Genomic DNA, 15246 nt, shown 5'->3' on the forward strand with positions numbered 1-15246 from the left:
TTTCGCAAAGGGCGCGAAAGAAACCATCAAAAGATATTGGCTGTCCTTTTGCGTCTTTCGCGAAACCTTCGCGTCCTCTGCGTACGGAGCCCGTTTTCATGCAGTGCGAGCCTCATCGAGCCCCAGCTGCGCCTTCATCTCGTCGCGAATCTTGAATTTCTGGATCTTGCCGGTCACGGTCATCGGGAACTCGGCGACGAAGCGGATGTACCTGGGCACCTTGTAGTGCGCGATCTGGCCCTTGCAGAACTCGCGGATGTCTTCCTCGCTGGCGCTCTGGCCGGGCTTGACGATGATCCAGGCGCACAGTTCCTCGCCATACTTGCGATCGGGCAGGCCGACCACCTGCACGTCCTGCACCTTCGGATGGCGGTAGAGGAACTCCTCGATCTCGCGCGGGTAGATGTTCTCGCCGCCGCGGATCACCATGTCCTTGATGCGCCCGACGATGTTGACGTAGCCCTCGGCGTCCATGGTGGCGAGGTCGCCGGTGTGCATCCAGTGCTCGGCGTCGATGGCCTCGCGGGTCTTGGCCTCGTCGTCCCAGTAGCCGTGCATCACCGAGTAGCCGCGCGTGCACAGCTCGCCCGACTTGCCCGGGGGCATCACGACGCCGGTCTCGGGGTCGACGATCTTCACTTCGAGGTGCGGCTGCACCGTGCCCACGGTCGACACGCGGCGGTCCAGCGGCGTGTCGGTGCTGCTCTGGCAGCTGACGGGGCTGGTCTCGGTCATGCCGTAGGCGATGGTGATCTCGCTCAGATGCATCTCGCTGACCACGCGCTTCATCACCTCGATGGGGCACGGCGAGCCGGCCATGATGCCGGTGCGCAGCGTCGACAGATCGAACTCCTTGAAGCGCGGATGGTCGAGTTCGGCGATGAACATCGTGGGCACGCCGTGCAGCCCGGTGCATTTCTCGGCCTGCACCGTCTCCAGCACGGTGAGCGGATCGAAGCCGTCGTTCGGGTACACGATGGCCGAACCGTGCGTGAGGCAGGCCAGGTTGCCCAGCACCATGCCGAAGCAGTGATACAGCGGCACCGGAATGCACAGCCTGTCGGCCGGCGAGAGCTTCATGCACTCGCCGATGAAGAAGCCGTTGTTCAGGATGTTGCGGTGCGTGAGCGTCGCGCCCTTGGGAAAGCCGGTGGTGCCGCTGGTGAACTGGATGTTGATCGGGTCGGTGGCCTTCAGTGTCTTCTGCACCTGCGCGACGCGCGGGTCGTCGGCGTCGCCGCTGGCGAGCAGCTGCGAGAAGCGCTTCATGCCGGGCTGCTCGGCGCCCTCGCCCGGCTTCGCGTCGATCCAGAAGGTGTGGGCCAGCTGAGGCAGCTTCGCCGGGCCCAGCTCGCGCAGCATGCCGAGGTAGTCGCTGGTCTTGAACTGCGACATCGTCACCAGCGCCTTGCAGCCGACCTTGTTGAGCGCGTATTCGAGCTCCGATGTGCGGTAGGCCGGGTTGATGTTGACGAGGATCAGGCCGGCCTTGGCGGTGGCGATCTGCATCAGCACCCACGGCACGTTGTTGTGCGACCAGATGCCGACGCGGTCGCCGGGCACGAGGCCCAGTTTCAGCAGCGCGCTGGCGAGCTTGTTGGACTGGGTCTGCAGTTCACGGTAGGTGAAGCGCAGGCCTTCGTGGCGGCTGACGAGTGCTTCTTGGTCGGGCTGCTTCGCGACCATGTCGTCGAAGAAGTCGCCGATGGGTTGCTCGATGAGGGGGACGTCGGTGGCGCCCTTGCCGTAGCTCTCGGTCAGTGCAGCGGTCATATTCATTTCCTTGTCTCCGTTTGTCTTGCTCCTTCCCCCTCTGGGGGAAGGTCGGGATGGGGGCAGGCGGCGCTTGTTCAGCGCAGTGCTTCATCGAACGCCGCATGCCCCCACCCCTGCCTTCCCCCAGAGGGGGAGGGAGAAAAACAGCTCAGGCCGTCTCAGCGAAAAGCTCGCGCCCGATCAGCATCCGCCGGATCTCGCTCGTACCCGCGCCGATCTCGTACAGCTTCGCGTCGCGCCACAGCCGCTCGACCGGAAACTCCTTGGTGTAGCCCACGCCGCCCAGCGCCTGGATCGCCTCGCCGGCCATCCACGTCGCCTTCTCGGCCGAATAGAGGATGGCGCCGGCCGCGTCCTTGCGGAAGGTGCGCGCATGGTCGTTGCGGTCGCAGGCCTTGCCCACGGCGTACACGTAGGCGCGCGTGGCCTGCCAGGTGGAGTACATGTCGGCGATCTTGCCCTGCATCAGCTGGAACTCGCCGATGCTCTGGCCGAACTGCTTGCGCTCGTGGATGAAGGGCAGCACCGCGTCCATGCATGCCGCCATGATGCCCAGCGGGCCGCCGGAGAGCACGGCGCGCTCGTAGTCCAGGCCGCTCATCAGCACCTTGGCGCCCATGCCTTCGCCGCCGAGCACGTTCTCTTCCGGCACCTCGCAGTTGTCGAAGAACAGCGGATAGGTGTTGGAGCCGCGCATGCCGAGCTTGTCGAGCTTGGTGCCTGCCGAGAAGCCCTTGAAGCCCTTCTCGACGATGAAGGCCGTCATGCCGCGCGCGCCCATCTCGGGCTCGGTCTTGCCGTAGATCACCAGCGTGTCGGCATCGCCGCCGTTGGTGATCCACATCTTGCCGCCGTCGAGCACGTAGTAGCCGTTCTTCTTCTCGGCCTTGAGCTTCATGCTCACCACGTCGGAGCCGGCGTTGGGCTCGCTCATGGCCAGCGCACCCACGTGCTCGCCGCTCACCAGCTTGGGCAGGTATTTCTTCTTCTGTGCGTCGCTGCCGTTGCGGTGGATCTGGTTCACGCACAGGTTGGAGTGCGCGCCGTACGACAGGCCCACCGAGGCCGAGGCACGCGACACCTCTTCCATGGCCACGATGTGGGCCAGGTAGCCCAGCTCGGTGCCGCCGTACTCCTCCTTCACCGTCATGCCGTGCAGGCCGAGGTCGCCGAGCTTCTTCCAGAGGTCGTGCGGGAACAGGTTCTCGCGGTCGATGTCGGCGGCGCGGGGGGCGATCTCGTTCGCGGCGAAGTCCTGGATCGCGCTGCGCAGCGAGTCGATGGTCTCGCCCAGGTCGAAGTTCAGGCCGGGATCGTGCATGGGTCTTGTCTCCTCTGAGGTCGGCGCGCAGAGCTACCCGCGCGGAATGGCGCTTGCTTGAAAGTCCGCAGCTTACGCTTCGCTGCGCCTCAATTGGCGCCACAATGGTTGCAAATTGCGCCACGACCCGCCGCCCAAGCCATGTCCCCCCCGTCGTTCCTCCGCCCCACCCGCGCCGTCACGCCGATGGCCTTCGTGAGAGCCATCGTGCAGGCCTACGAGCGCTACGGCAAGGACCCAGCGGAGGCACTGAGGGTGGCACAGATCACGCCGCGCGAACTGGCCCGGCCGGGCGCGCGGGTGACGGCGGCGCAGTTCGAGGCACTGTCGAGCCACGCCATGCAGGAACTCGACGACGAAACCCTGGGCTGGTTCACCCGCCGCCTGCCCTGGGGCAGCTACGGCATGCTGTGCCGCGCCTCGCTGAGCTCGCCCAACCTGGGCGTGGCCCTCAAGCGCTGGTGCCGCCACCACCGGCTGCTGACCGACGACATCGGCCTGTCGCTCGACGTGGCCGGCGGCGTGGCCACATTGCGCATCGCCGAGAACCGCCCGCTCGAGGACGCCTTTCGCGAGTTCTGCCTGGTGACCATCCTGCGCTTCGTGCATGGCTACATGTGCTGGGCCATCGATTCGCGCATCTCGCTGCGCCATGCGGCCTTTCCGTTCGCCGCGCCGCCGCACAGCGACGCCTACCCGCTGATGTTCGCGCCCGACGTGCGCTTCGGCGCGCCGCAGGCCAGCATCGCCTTCGACGAGCGTTACCTCGCCCTGCCGCTGCAGCGCGACGAACGCGCGCTGCGTGCCATGCTCAAGCGCGCGCTGCCGCTCACCATCCTGCAATACCGCCGCGATCGCCTGCTGGGCCAGCGCGTGCGTGAACTGCTGCGCTCGCGCACCAACGAGGCCACCACCGCCGAGGCGCTGGCCGCGCTGCTCAACGTGTCGGGCCGCACGCTGCACCGGCAGTTGCACGAGGAAGGCACCTCGCTGCAGGCGCTGAAGAACGAGGTGCGCCACGAGATGGCCGTGGATCAATTGCGCCGGACCAGCCGCCCCATCAAGCAGGTCGCGCTGGCCGTGGGCTTTCGCAACGAGAAGAGCTTTTCGCGCGCCTTCCAGCAATGGACTGGGCAGGCGCCGCGCGACTTCAGGCAGCGGGACAAATAGGCGCTGCGTTCGGATGCGGGGTCAGCCGGCCCGCGCCGGCAGTGGATGCTCTTCGCGCAGCAGTGCCTCGAACGCCGAGACCTGCCAGGCGAACTCCTCGGCGAAAGCCTCGGGATCGGTGATCGCGTAGGCGCCGTATGCATAGACGGTTGCGTAGGCCGCGTACTCCGCGGCCAGCAGTGCGCGGCCGGCAACCGCCTGGAACACCGCATAGGTCGCCGAGACTGCTGCATGGGCCGTTCCGTCGATGGAGCGGGAGCCCGGATGGCTCCCTGCCACCACGGCCATCCGCTGTTCGGCCAATGCCAGGGCGGCGGAGCTGATCTTGCCTTCGAGGAATGCGCCCAGCGTGTCCAGCCCTTCCAGGGCCTCCGGCGACTCCAGCAGGTGCCGCACACGCTGCACGCACGCGAAGCCGAAACGCAGCCGCAGCAACCGCCGCGCTTCCGAGCCGAGATCGGCCGTCTTCGCGAGCTGATGCAGTTCGGAGTTCATGGGTTCGCGGCGCTGCACCGATGGGCAGGCACCATGCCGGGAGCGGTCAGGCCGGCCGATCGATCAGCGCCAGCGCATCGGCGATGGACTTGCTGTCCTCCGGACGCACCAGCTTCGCGACTTCCTTGCCGTCGCGCATGAACACCAGCGTGGGCCACAGCCGCACGTTGAACGAGCGGCCCAGCGGGCGGCCGCTGCCGTCTTCCACCTTGATGCGGCGCACGTTCGGGAACTGGGTGAATGCTTCGGTGATGTTCGGCTGCGCGGCCTTGCAGATGCCGCACCAGTTGGTGCCGAACTCGACCACGGCGGGGCCGGTGAGCGCGTCGATCTCGCTGCGCTCGGGCTGCTCGGTTTTGTATTCGGAGGTCATGGATGTGCTTGTTTCCTTCCTGCCTGCCTTCGGCTCGGGGTTGGCTCGGGGGGTGCCCGGGCTTCCTCCCGCATTCCAACAGAAACTCAGGCCGCCTGCAGCCCGTAGCCCGAAAGCAGCGCGGGCAATTCGGCCATGTCGCTGAACACCCTCACCGCGCCCACGCTCAACAATGGGCCCGGGCCGCTGTGGCCCGACTCGCCCGTGCTGTAGCCGAACACCGTCGCGCCCGCCGCCACGCCGGCCATCGCGCCGGTGACGGTGTCTTCCACGATGGCGCAGCGCCTGGGGTCCACGCCCAGCGCCTTGGCCGCCGCGAGGTACACATCGGGATGCGGCTTGGAGCGCGGCATCTCGTGGCCGCTGAAGATGCGGCCCTGGAAAAAGTCGAGCAGGCCGACCTTGGCGAGTTGCAGTTCGACCTTGTGGCGGTCGGCGCCGGAGGCGCAGGCGATGCGGCCGTCGAGCATGGCGTGGATTTCGCGGATGGCTTCAGGAGCACGCGGAATGGCGACAAGATCGCGTTCCAGTGCCTCGTTGCGGCGAGCGCGGAAGTTCGCCAACCATTCGTCGGTGATCCGGAAGCCGGTCTTCGATTCGATCAGCGCGGCTTCGTCCTTCACCGCCTTGCCAGTGAAGGTGTTCATCGCTTCCTCTGTGCTGAGCTGCCAGCCCAGTTCGCCGAGCATGCCGGCGAGGACGCGGTTGGTGATGGGTTCGGAGTCGACCAGGACGCCGTCGCAATCGAATAGGACTGCTGAGAAGGGGAAAGGGGACATTGTGTTTTTGGGCCTTTGGGGTGCCGTTGATGGTAGCAATCGGCTTTTGGGGTTTGCTTTCCGGGGCCGGGTCTCGGCCCGGCTGCCGACCTACTTTTCTTTGCTTCGCCAAAGAAACGTAGGCAAAAGAAAGGCGACCCTACTGTCTGCGTCCCTTCGCTTCGCTACGGGCAACCTGCGGTGCTCGACGTAGGAGGGGGTCCGCAGAACTCGCTCCACTGCGTTGCGCCCAGACAGCTGCGGCCCTTATCCCTCCTACGTCTGCGCTCCTCGGCGCAGCCAGAAGGGAGCGATCCGCGCCATCGCTTCGCTCGGCTTTGGGAACAGCCTGGACTGGCCTTCGCTTCGCTCGGCCAGGGATTCAAGGTGAGAACCGATTCCCGAAGGCGCCAGTAGCACACGCAGGTCCAACAACCTCACCGCCTCATTCCAAGGCACGGCAGGCGCGAAGCGCTTGCCGTGCCTTGGGGGCCGAGCAACGCGATGGCCCGGGCATCTCCCCTCCCCTCTGGCTGCGCCGAGGAGCGCAGCGTTTCGCGGATCAGGGCTCGCAGCTGTTTGAGCGAAGCGAGTTCTGCGAGACCCCACGAAACGCGAGCACCGCAGGTTGCCCCGTAGCGCAGCGAAGGGGTCGCAGACAGTGGGGTCGCCTTTTCTTTGCCTACTTTCTTTTGGCGAAGCAAAAGAAAGTAGGTCGCCCGCCGGGGCGAGTCCCGGCCCCGGGAAACAAACACCCAGCCAAAAACTCAACGAGCGTGCGTAACACCCCCGTCAACCACCAACGTAGACCCTATCACATAGTCCCCAGCCCGAGAGGCCAGGTAGATGGCAGCCCCAGCCATGTCTTCCGGCACCCCGATCCGCCCCGCAGGAATCCGCCCCTTGATCTCATCCCCATGATCCCGAGCCACCTTGTTCATATCCGAAGCAAAGGCCCCAGGCGCAATCGCACTGACCACGATGCGATCCTGCGCCAGCCGCAGCGCCATTCGCCGGGTAAGCTGAATCAGCCCCGCCTTGCTCGCCGCATAGGAGTACGTCTCCTGCGGATTGACCGAGATCCCGTCGATCGACGCAATGTTGATCACCTTCGCCAGATGGTCGGTGGCGGCTTTCTTGAGCATCGGCGTCAACGCCTTGGTCAGGAAGAACGGCGTCTTCAGGTTCAGGTCCACCACCTTGTCCCATCCGCTTTCCGGAAACTCCTCGTACGGCGCACCCCAGGCGGCACCGGCGTTGTTCACGAGGATGTCCAGCGAGCCTTCATGCTTCGCATAGGCATCGACCAGCGCCTGCGCCCCCTCGACCGTCGACACGTCGGCCGGCAAGGAAACGCAATGCCCGAAAGCCGACAGCTCCTTCGCCGTCTGGTCGCAGGCCGCGGCCTTGCGCGCCGAGATGTAGACGCGCGCGCCCTGCGCGAGGAAGCCCTCGGCGATCATGCGGCCGATGCCGCGCGAGCCGCCGGTGATGAGCGCGGTGCGGCCCTTCAGCGAGAAGAGTTGGGTGGTGTCCATGGTGCGGATGTCTCCTGAAAGAGTGATCGGATTCAGGAAACCGAGCTTATTGCGCGCCGCTCCGCGCGCGCGTCACCTCGGTGTCAGCAGCAGGCTGCGGCGGCTGCCGAAGCTGCGTTGCGCCCCCGTCACCGGGTCGACGAAGGAGAGCGAACGCGCGAGCAACTGCATGGGCCGGGCGAAGTCGTCGGCGCCCTCGGGCAGCAGCACGGGATAGATCGGATCGTTCACGATCGGCATGCCCAGCGCCAGGCAGTGCACGCGCAGCTGGTGCTTGCGGCCGGTAATGGGCGACAGCCGCAGCAGCGCAAGGCCGTCCTGCACGTTCAGCACTTCGATGCGGGTCTCGGAGTTGGGCTCGCCGGGCTCCTCGCGTACGCGCATGAAATGGTCGTCGTCCACAAGGCGGCTGCGGTAGACCTCCGGCACCGACGACACGCCCTCCCGCCACGGCACCACGGCCTCGTAGTGCTTGGTGATGCGGCGCTCCGGAAACAGGGACTGGTAGACGCCTCGCGTCGCGGGCTTCACCGAGAACAGCACCAGCCCCGAGGTGCTTCGGTCGATGCGGTGCAGCGGCACGAGGTCGTCGAGCCCCAGCTTGCGCTTGAGGCGCACCAGCAGGCTTTCCTTCAGGTACTTGCCCTTGGGCGTCACGGGCACGAAGGGAGGCTTGTCGACGACCAGCAGCTGGTCGTCCTGGAAGACGACCTCCTCCTCGAAAGGAATGCTCACCTCGCCGTCGAGCGTGCGGTAGTAGTACACGCGCAGCGGCGACTGGTAGCGGCGCGCGGCGGTCACGGGCACGCCGTGCTCGTCGACGACGTCTCCCGCCTCGATGCGCTCCATCCAGGCCTGGGGCGTGATGACGGGAAAGCGCTCGATCAGGAACTCCGCGATGGTCGGCCAGGCGCCGTAAGGCAGGCCGATGCAGCTCGGGCCCACGCCGTCGCGCGTGGGCAGCGGCATCTGCGCAGGGCGGCGACGGGTCATGGCTGGAGGGCGTGCTGCTGCAGTATCGACAGGGCTTCGGCGAAGGTCGGGCGCGCTGCTGCGTCGGGGTGCAGGCAGCGGCCCTTCAGCCTTGCGGCCTCCGGCGCAGGCACGTCGATGCAGCGGTCCAGAAGCTCTTCCAGCAGGCAGCCGAAGGCGCGCACCTCCAGCGCCTGGAACGCCTGTGTCTGCCTCGCATCGAGCGCGCCGGTGAGCCATGCGGCGCCGAAGTCGCCCAGGCGGCCGCCGCCTCGCGCATGCCACAGGATGTTGTGGGCGTAGAGGTCGCCGTGAAGAATCCCGCGCGCATGCAGATGCTGCATGGCCGAGGCGATGTCGCGTGCGATGCGCATCGCCTCGCCGGCAGTCCACTTCGCCTCTTCGGCGTAGACGTCGCGTGTGCACGACGCAAGGCTCGGCGGCCCGGCGAGCGTAGCGAACGCGGGATCGACCAGCGCCATCACGAGCCCCTCCGTGCCTTCAGGGTGTCCGTCGATGCGGCTCTGCGCGGCGATCAGCGTGGGGTGTGCGCCGGCCGCGATGCTGGCGGCCATCTCGCTGTGCGGCCAACCGTCGCTGGTGACCGCGCCCTTGAAGAGCTTGACTGCCACCGGCCGTGAGTCAGCACCCAGGGTTGCCCGATGGATCACGCCCGATGCGCCCTCGCCAAGCTTTTCGCCCAGCGTGAGTTCGCTCCAGTCGACATGCGGCACCGACTGCGCCACGATGGCCGCATCCTCGGCCTGGGTGTCGAACGGATTGCCGGCGCAGGCGAGCCACGACAGGCGCGGCAGCGATGGCAGCCACCCCGGCAGCGTCTCGAAGCGGTTGGCGGAGATGCGCAGCAGTTCGAGCTGCTCGAACCTCGCCATCGAATCAGGCAGCGTGCGCAGGCGGTTGCCTGCGAGCATCAGCTTCTGCATCCGCGTGCATGCGCCAAGCGAATCGGGAAGCTCTTCGATTTCGTTGTCGGTGAGGATCAGCCATCGCAGCGAAGGCGGCAGCGCATTGGCCGGTACGGTGCGGATGCGGTTGGCCTTGAAGCCGACGATGTCGAGGCCGTTACAGCGGCCGATGGATTCAGGCAGCGTGGTGAAGCGGTTGTCGGAGCAGAACAGCACGCGCAGCCTGCGAAGGCGGTGCAGGTCGTCGGGCAGCGTCTCGAGCGCGTTGCCCGACAGGTTCAGCACCTCCAGCGAATCGGCAAGGTCGAAGACCTCGCGCGGAAACTCGGTGAGTCCGCACGAGAGATCGATTCGTGTTGCGCCTGCCAGCCGGCCCGCGCGCAGCTGAGCCAGCGTGTCCATCGGGCGAGTCTAAGCCTTGGGGCCGAAGCGGTAGATGCCGTCCTGGCCCAGTTCGCGCTTCACCTGGCCCGAGAACCACAGCAGGTGCAGGTGCGCCACGGTCTCGCCCATCGCGAAGGTCATCTGGTGCAGGTCGAGTTCGCGCCTGAACAGGATCGGCAGGCCCTCGGCGGCCGTGAGCGCGCGCGCCATGCAGGCTTCGAGCAGCTCGGCCAGGCGGTCGCGATGGTGCTCCTGCAGCTGCTCGACGCGGCGATGGATGCCCCGGAACGGCTTGCCGTGCGAAGGCAGCCCCAGCGTGTCGGCAGGCAGCGACTTGAATTTCTCGATGCTGTCGAGAAAGAGTCGCAGCGAGTTCGCCTCGGGCTCGCCCGCGTGCACGCTCACGTTGGTGGAGATGCGCGGCAGCATCATGTCGCCGCCCAGCAGCAGCTTGAGCTCGTCGCAGTACAGCGAAATGTGCTCGGGCGCGTGGCCATAGCCGCTGATGCAGCGCCAGGCGTGGCCGCCGATGTCGACGATGTCGCCGTCGAGCATGCGCACGAAGCTGTCGGGCACCGAGGGCACCATGTTCGCGTAGTAGTTGGTACGCGCGCGTATCTTGGCGACCGACTCGGGATCTGTCAGCCCGTGCGAGGCGAAGAAGCGCGCCGCCTGTTCGCCGCCCGCCAGGGTGTCGCCGGCGGTGCTGAGCACGCGGGCCACGTGGTAGTCGGTGGAACTGATCCACAGCGGTGCGTTCCAGCGCTTGCACAGCCAGTCGGCCAGGCCGATATGGTCGGGGTGCATGTGGGTGACGATGACGCGCAGGATTGGCATGCCCTGCAGCTGCGTCTCGAACACCTGCTCCCATTGCGCGCGCGCCTCGTCGCGGGCGATGCAGCAGTCGACCACCGTCCAGCCCTCGACGCCGTCGATGCTGTCGCGAAGCAGCCAGAGGTTGATGTGGTCGAGCGCGAAGGGCAGCCGCATGCGGATCCAGCGCACGCCGGGCGCCACTTCCAGGGTCTGGCCGGGCTCGGGGAGCGTGTCGCCGAGGGGGTAGTGGAGTTCGCGTTCGAGGAGGTTCATGTAAGATTGACGTTTACGTAAACGTCATGAGTCAAGGGCACCATTGTAGGGATCGCGGCGAAAACCTGCTGTCGCGCCCGTAACGTCCCCCGAACAAGGCCCTTTTCCGCCACCGTCGTCATGCCCGCGCAGACCTTCACCATCAGCCAGCTCGCGAAGGAGTTCGACCTCACCACGCGGGCCATCCGCTTCTACGAGGACATGGGCCTGCTCTCGCCCGAGCGCGCCGGCCTGCAGCGCATCTACAGCTCGCGCGACCGGGCCCGGCTCACGCTCACCCTGCGCGCCAAGCGCCTGGGCCTGAGCCTCACGGAGGCCAAGGACATCCTCGACATGTACGACAGCCCGCGCGACACCGTCCCCCAGCTGGAAAGATTCCTCGGCGTGCTGGGTGCCCACCGGGCCCAGCTCGAAGCGCAGCTGGCCGAACTGCAGGCCAATCTCGCCGAAGTGAAGGAGCACGAGAAGAAGGGGCGGGCAACACTCGCCAAGGCGCAGAAAACCAAGGCACAGAAGGCCGGCAAGGCCCAGAAACCGGCCGAAGCCAAGGCCTGATACACCTCTCACCGACAATAGCCGACTATGTCCGAAAAATCCGACAACCTCGACGACCTCTTCGCCCACAACCGCGCCTGGTCCGCGCAGATGGAACGCGACCGGCCCGGCTTCTTCACCGGCCTGGTGAAGCAGCAGACGCCGCGCTACATGTGGATCGGCTGTTCCGACAGCCGCGTGCCCGCCAACCAGATCACCGGCCTGGAACCGGGTGAAGTGTTCGTGCACCGCAACGTGGCCAACATCGTGGTGCACTCGGACCTCAACGCGCTCTCGGCGATCCAGTTCGCGGTGGAGCACCTGAAGGTCGAGCACATCATGGTGGTCGGCCACTACGGCTGCGCTGGCGTGAAGGCCGCCTTGAGCGGCGCGCGCATCGGCCTGGCCGACAACTGGATCCGCCACATCCAGGACGTGCGCGACCGCCACCACGTGATGCTGGAGAGCCTGCCCGACGAGGAAGCCCGCGTCGATGCGCTGTGCGAACTCAACGTGGCCGAGCAGGTGGTCAACGTGGCCGTCAGCACCGTGATGGTCGATGCCTGGGCCCGCGGCCAGAAGGTCAAGATACACGGCTGGACCTTCGGCGTGCACGACGGCCTGCTGCAGGACCTGGGCCTGAGCGTGGACGGCACCCAGCCGCTGGACGCCGCCTACAAGGCCACCGTGCAGCGCATCCGCCACAAGTGGAGCAAGCCGGGCGAGGTGGTGCGTTCGATCGGGGCCCAGGCCGCGAACAGCGGCTCCGAGCCGGCCTGATACCTGGCAGCTCGCAGCCTTTCATCCGCAGTCTCGCGCCGCCATGTTCCCGCAGCGCCTCGACTCGCCGCTGGCCTACGACATCGCGAAGGCGATGATGGACGGCTTCAACCGGCACTACCGGTTGTTCAGGGCCGAGTCGGCGCGCGCCAAGCATCGCTTCGAGACCGCCGACTGGCATGGCCAGCAGCGCGCGCAGCGCGAGCGCATCGAGTTCTACGACCTGCGCGTGAGCGAGGCCGTGGCCCGGCTCGAGAAAGAGTTCAAGGCAGGCGACCAGCCGATGGACGTGTGGCACCAGATCAAGCTGCACTACATCGGCCTGCTGGTGGACCATCACCAGCCCGAGCTGGCCGAGACCTTCTTCAACTCGGTGACCACGAAGATCCTGCATCGGGCGTACTTCCAGAACGACTTCATCTTCGTGCGCCCGGCCATCAGCACCGAGTACATCGAGCCGCGGGGCGCGCCCACCTACCGCCCCTACTACCCCAAGCCCGAGACGCTGGCCGACACCGTCGAGCAGATGCTCGACGACTTCGCGCTGATCGGCAGCTTCGCCAGCAAGCGGCGTGACGCGGAGCGCGTGGCGCACGTCATCCTGGGCCGCTTCAACCAGGTCAAGCTGCGCGCCAACTTCCAGCTGCAGGTGCTCTCGGGGCTGTTCTTCCGCAACAAGGGTGCGTACGTGGTCGGCAAGATCATGAACGGTTTCACCGAGCTGCCCTTCTCGCTGCCCATACTGCACGACAGCCACGGCCGGTTCTACATCGACGCGGCGCTCTTCGGCGAGGACGACCTGCAGATGCTCTTCAGCTTCGCGCGCGCCTACTTCATGGTCGACATGGAGGTGCCCTCCGCCTGGGTGCAGTTCCTGCGCTCGCTCATGCCGCGCAAGCCGCGCGCCGAGATCTACAACGCACTGGGCCTGGCCAAGCAGGGCAAGACGCTCTTCTATCGCGACTTTCTTTCGCACCTGAACTACTCGAGCGACCGCTTCCGCATCGCGCCCGGCATCAAGGGCATGGTGATGCTGGTGTTCGACCTGCCTTCGTTCCCGTTCGTGTTCAAGGTCATCAAGGACTTCTATCCGCCGCAGAAGGACACCACGCGCGAGCAGATCAAGGGCAAGTACATGCTCGTGAAGCAGCACGACCGCGTGGGCCGCATGGCCGACACGCTGGAGTACAGCGACGTGGGCTTTCCGCTCGACCGCTTCGAGCCCGAGCTGATCGAGGAGATCCGCAGGTTCGCGCCCAGCCAGCTGGAAATCGGCGACCGCGACGGCAACGGGGAGATGGAAGTCGTGGTGAAACACGTCTACATCGAGCGGCGCATGATCCCGCTGAACATCTACCTGCAGGAAGCCTTCGACACCTTGGCCGCCCCCGAGAGCCCGGCGCATGCGAAGCGCGCGAAGGACCAGCTCGAACATGCGGTCGTCGAATACGGCAACGCCATCAAGGACATGGTGGCCGCCAACATCTTCCCCGGCGACATGCTGTGGAAGAACTTCGGCGTCACGCGCGGCGGCAAGGTCGTGTTCTACGACTACGACGAGATCGAGTACGTCACCGACTGCCAGTTCCGCAAGGTACCCACGCCGCGCAACGAGGAAGACGAGATGAGCGGCGAGGTCTGGTATTCGGTGGGCCCGAAGGACGTGTTCCCCGAAACCTTCGAACCCTTCCTGCTGGGCAACAAGGACGTGCGCGCGGCCTTCATGGCGCACCACGCCGACCTGCTCGACGCCGCCTTCTGGCAGCACCACAAGGAACGCATCCAGGCCGGGCAGATGCTGGACGTGTTCCCCTACGAAGAGTCGCAGCGCTTCAGGCACGAGGGGCACGCGACGCACTTCTGACCCCTCGTTTCTTTTCCGATTCCGCTTTCACATTTCCGAAGGAGACTTCCATGTCCGAATCCATCGTCATCGTCGGCGCCGCCCGCACCCCCATGGGCGGCTTCCAGGGCGATTTCGCCTCCCTTTCCGCGCACGACCTCGGCGGCGTCGCCATCAAGGCCGCCGTCGAGCGCGCGGGCATCGCGCCCGACAGCGTGGGCGAGGTGCTGTTCGGCAACTGCCTGATGGCCGGCCAGGGCCAGGCCCCGGCGCGCCAGGCGGCCTACAAGGGCGGCCTGCCCGACAGCGCGGGCGCTGTCACGCTCAGCAAGATGTGCGGCTCGGCCATGAAGGCAGCGATGCTCGCGCACGACCTGCTGCTGGCGGGCACGCACGAGGTGATGGTGGCCGGCGGCATGGAAAGCATGACCAACGCGCCCTACCTCATGCTCAAGGGCCGCGGCGGCTACCGCATGGGCCACGACCGCATCTTCGACCACATGATGCTCGACGGCCTCGAAGACGCCTACCAGCCCGGCCGCAGCATGGGCACCTTCGGCGAGGACTGCGCCGCCAAGTACAAGTTCACGCGCGAGCAGCAGGACGCCTTCGCCATCGCCAGCGTCGAGCGCGCCAAGAAGGCCACCGACACCGGCCTCTTCAAGGACGAGATCGCGCCCATCACCGTGAAGGGCCGCGGCGGCGAGACCGTGATCTCGGTCGACGAGGGCCCGGGCAAGGTCAAGCTCGACAAGATCCCCACGCTCAAGCCCGCGTTCAAGAAGGACGGCGGCACCATCACCGCCGCATCGAGCTCCTCGATCAACGACGGTGCGGCCGCGCTGGTGATGATGACCGAGTCGCACGCGAAGAAGATCGGCGCGAAGCCCATCGCCCGCGTCGTCGGCCATGCCACGCACGCGCAGCAGCCCGAGTGGTTCTCCACCGCGCCGGTCGGCGCCGTGCAGAAGCTCTTCGCCAAGACCGGCTGGAAGGCGCGCGACGTCGACCTCTGGGAAGTGAACGAAGCCTTCGCCGTGGTGCCGATGGCGCTGATGCACGAACTCGACGTTTCGCACGACATCGTCAACGTGCACGGCGGCGCCTGCGCGCTGGGCCACCCAATCGGCGCCAGCGGCGCGCGCATCATGGTCACGCTGATCCACGCGCTGAAGGCGCGCGGCAAGACGCGCGGCGTGGCAACGCTGTGCATCGGCGGCGGCGAAGGCACGGCCGTGGCACTCGAATTGCTATAAGAGCAGGGCCGGCAGCGACCGATCAGGGCGC

14 protein-coding genes are annotated in these 15246 nt (G+C 66.5%); 5 read left to right on the forward strand and 9 right to left on the reverse strand.

Annotated elements, in window-relative coordinates; genetic code table 11:
• Positions 1–96: 96 nt before the first annotated feature.
• Together ABL843_RS27695 and ABL843_RS27700 are read right to left on the reverse strand one after the other, a co-directional pair.
• Positions 97–1779 (reverse strand): AMP-binding protein, encoded by a 1683-nt coding sequence (locus tag ABL843_RS27695; RefSeq protein ID WP_418118050.1) that lies wholly within the window; start codon positions 1777–1779, stop codon positions 97–99.
• 145 nt (positions 1780–1924) lie between these two features.
• Positions 1925–3097 (reverse strand): isovaleryl-CoA dehydrogenase, encoded by a 1173-nt coding sequence (locus tag ABL843_RS27700; protein ID WP_418118051.1) that lies wholly within the window; start codon positions 3095–3097, stop codon positions 1925–1927.
• Positions 3098–3238: 141 nt separating this feature from the next.
• Between ABL843_RS27700 and ABL843_RS27705 the strand changes: the two genes are divergently transcribed.
• Positions 3239–4267, forward strand: a complete 1029-nt coding sequence (locus tag ABL843_RS27705) for an AraC family transcriptional regulator (protein WP_418118053.1) — start codon at positions 3239–3241, stop codon at positions 4265–4267.
• Between the two features lie 21 nt (positions 4268–4288).
• Here the strand turns inward: ABL843_RS27705 and ABL843_RS27710 are convergent, their stop codons facing one another.
• The 7 genes from ABL843_RS27710 to ABL843_RS27740 all read right to left on the reverse strand — a co-directional run bounded on the left by ABL843_RS27710 (position 4289) and on the right by ABL843_RS27740 (position 10802).
• Positions 4289–4762: a hypothetical protein gene (locus tag ABL843_RS27710; RefSeq protein ID WP_418118054.1), complete on the reverse strand. Its 474-nt coding sequence runs from the start codon at positions 4760–4762 to the stop codon at positions 4289–4291.
• 46 nt (positions 4763–4808) lie between these two features.
• The gene (locus tag ABL843_RS27715; RefSeq protein WP_369660691.1) at positions 4809–5135 is read right to left on the reverse strand and encodes a thioredoxin family protein; all 327 of its coding nucleotides are present in this window, start codon (positions 5133–5135) and stop codon (positions 4809–4811) included.
• Positions 5136–5221: 86 nt separating this feature from the next.
• Positions 5222–5914, reverse strand: coding sequence for an HAD family hydrolase (locus ABL843_RS27720; protein ID WP_184640913.1), 693 nt, complete (start codon positions 5912–5914; stop codon positions 5222–5224).
• A 746-nt stretch (positions 5915–6660) separates the two neighbouring features.
• Positions 6661–7431 carry an SDR family oxidoreductase gene (locus tag ABL843_RS27725; protein WP_418118055.1) on the reverse strand — a complete coding sequence of 257 codons (771 nt, stop codon included), beginning with the start codon at positions 7429–7431 and terminating at the stop codon, positions 6661–6663.
• Between the two features lie 72 nt (positions 7432–7503).
• Positions 7504–8424: a pseudouridine synthase gene (locus ABL843_RS27730; RefSeq protein ID WP_418118056.1), complete on the reverse strand. Its 921-nt coding sequence runs from the start codon at positions 8422–8424 to the stop codon at positions 7504–7506.
• Positions 8421–9731 carry a leucine-rich repeat-containing protein kinase family protein gene (locus tag ABL843_RS27735; protein ID WP_418118057.1) on the reverse strand — a complete coding sequence of 437 codons (1311 nt, stop codon included), beginning with the start codon at positions 9729–9731 and terminating at the stop codon, positions 8421–8423. Before ABL843_RS27735 ends, ABL843_RS27730 begins: the two co-directional genes overlap by 4 nt.
• A 9-nt stretch (positions 9732–9740) precedes the next feature.
• On the reverse strand, positions 9741–10802 hold the full coding sequence (locus ABL843_RS27740; protein ID WP_418118058.1) for an MBL fold metallo-hydrolase: 1062 nt from the start codon (positions 10800–10802) through the stop codon (positions 9741–9743).
• A gap of 120 nt (positions 10803–10922) precedes the next feature.
• Here ABL843_RS27740 and ABL843_RS27745 point away from each other — a divergent pair, with 120 nt between their 5' ends.
• Genes ABL843_RS27745 through ABL843_RS27760 form a run of 4 tightly spaced genes read left to right on the forward strand, consistent with a single transcriptional unit; the run spans position 10923 to position 15215 of the window.
• Positions 10923–11357 (forward strand): MerR family transcriptional regulator, encoded by a 435-nt coding sequence (locus tag ABL843_RS27745; RefSeq protein WP_126023764.1) that lies wholly within the window; start codon positions 10923–10925, stop codon positions 11355–11357.
• A gap of 27 nt (positions 11358–11384) precedes the next feature.
• Entirely contained in the window at positions 11385–12116 is a 732-nt protein-coding gene (can, locus tag ABL843_RS27750; RefSeq protein WP_369660687.1) for a carbonate dehydratase, read from the forward strand.
• A gap of 43 nt (positions 12117–12159) precedes the next feature.
• Positions 12160–13980 (forward strand): bifunctional isocitrate dehydrogenase kinase/phosphatase, encoded by a 1821-nt coding sequence (gene aceK, locus ABL843_RS27755; RefSeq protein WP_418118059.1) that lies wholly within the window; start codon positions 12160–12162, stop codon positions 13978–13980.
• Positions 13981–14030: 50 nt separating this feature from the next.
• The gene (locus tag ABL843_RS27760) at positions 14031–15215 is read left to right on the forward strand and encodes an acetyl-CoA C-acyltransferase (protein ID WP_418118061.1); all 1185 of its coding nucleotides are present in this window, start codon (positions 14031–14033) and stop codon (positions 15213–15215) included.
• Positions 15216–15246 lie beyond the last annotated feature (31 nt).

The sequence above is a fragment of the Variovorax sp. 350MFTsu5.1 genome (genome assembly GCF_048302515.1).
Classification (GTDB): domain Bacteria; phylum Pseudomonadota; class Gammaproteobacteria; order Burkholderiales; family Burkholderiaceae_C; genus Variovorax; species Variovorax guangxiensis.

Bases quoted from the DNA above. Each gene is read 5' to 3' on its own strand.
- ABL843_RS27705 (WP_418118053.1), top strand. From the start codon at position 3,239: ATGTCCCCCCCGTCGTTCCTCCGCCCCACCCGCGCCGTCACGCCGATG.
- ABL843_RS27700 (WP_418118051.1), bottom strand. From the start codon at position 3,097: ATGCACGATCCCGGCCTGAACTTCGACCTGGGCGAGACCATCGACTCG.
- ABL843_RS27760 (WP_418118061.1), top strand. From the start codon at position 14,031: ATGTCCGAATCCATCGTCATCGTCGGCGCCGCCCGCACCCCCATGGGC.
- ABL843_RS27745 (WP_126023764.1), top strand. From the start codon at position 10,923: ATGCCCGCGCAGACCTTCACCATCAGCCAGCTCGCGAAGGAGTTCGAC.
- aceK (WP_418118059.1), top strand. From the start codon at position 12,160: ATGTTCCCGCAGCGCCTCGACTCGCCGCTGGCCTACGACATCGCGAAG.
- ABL843_RS27710 (WP_418118054.1), bottom strand. From the start codon at position 4,762: ATGAACTCCGAACTGCATCAGCTCGCGAAGACGGCCGATCTCGGCTCG.
- ABL843_RS27715 (WP_369660691.1), bottom strand. From the start codon at position 5,135: ATGACCTCCGAATACAAAACCGAGCAGCCCGAGCGCAGCGAGATCGAC.
- ABL843_RS27695 (WP_418118050.1), bottom strand. From the start codon at position 1,779: ATGAATATGACCGCTGCACTGACCGAGAGCTACGGCAAGGGCGCCACC.
- ABL843_RS27720 (WP_184640913.1), bottom strand. From the start codon at position 5,914: ATGTCCCCTTTCCCCTTCTCAGCAGTCCTATTCGATTGCGACGGCGTC.
- ABL843_RS27725 (WP_418118055.1), bottom strand. From the start codon at position 7,431: ATGGACACCACCCAACTCTTCTCGCTGAAGGGCCGCACCGCGCTCATC.
- ABL843_RS27730 (WP_418118056.1), bottom strand. From the start codon at position 8,424: ATGACCCGTCGCCGCCCTGCGCAGATGCCGCTGCCCACGCGCGACGGC.
- ABL843_RS27735 (WP_418118057.1), bottom strand. From the start codon at position 9,731: ATGGACACGCTGGCTCAGCTGCGCGCGGGCCGGCTGGCAGGCGCAACA.
- can (WP_369660687.1), top strand. From the start codon at position 11,385: ATGTCCGAAAAATCCGACAACCTCGACGACCTCTTCGCCCACAACCGC.
- ABL843_RS27740 (WP_418118058.1), bottom strand. From the start codon at position 10,802: ATGAACCTCCTCGAACGCGAACTCCACTACCCCCTCGGCGACACGCTC.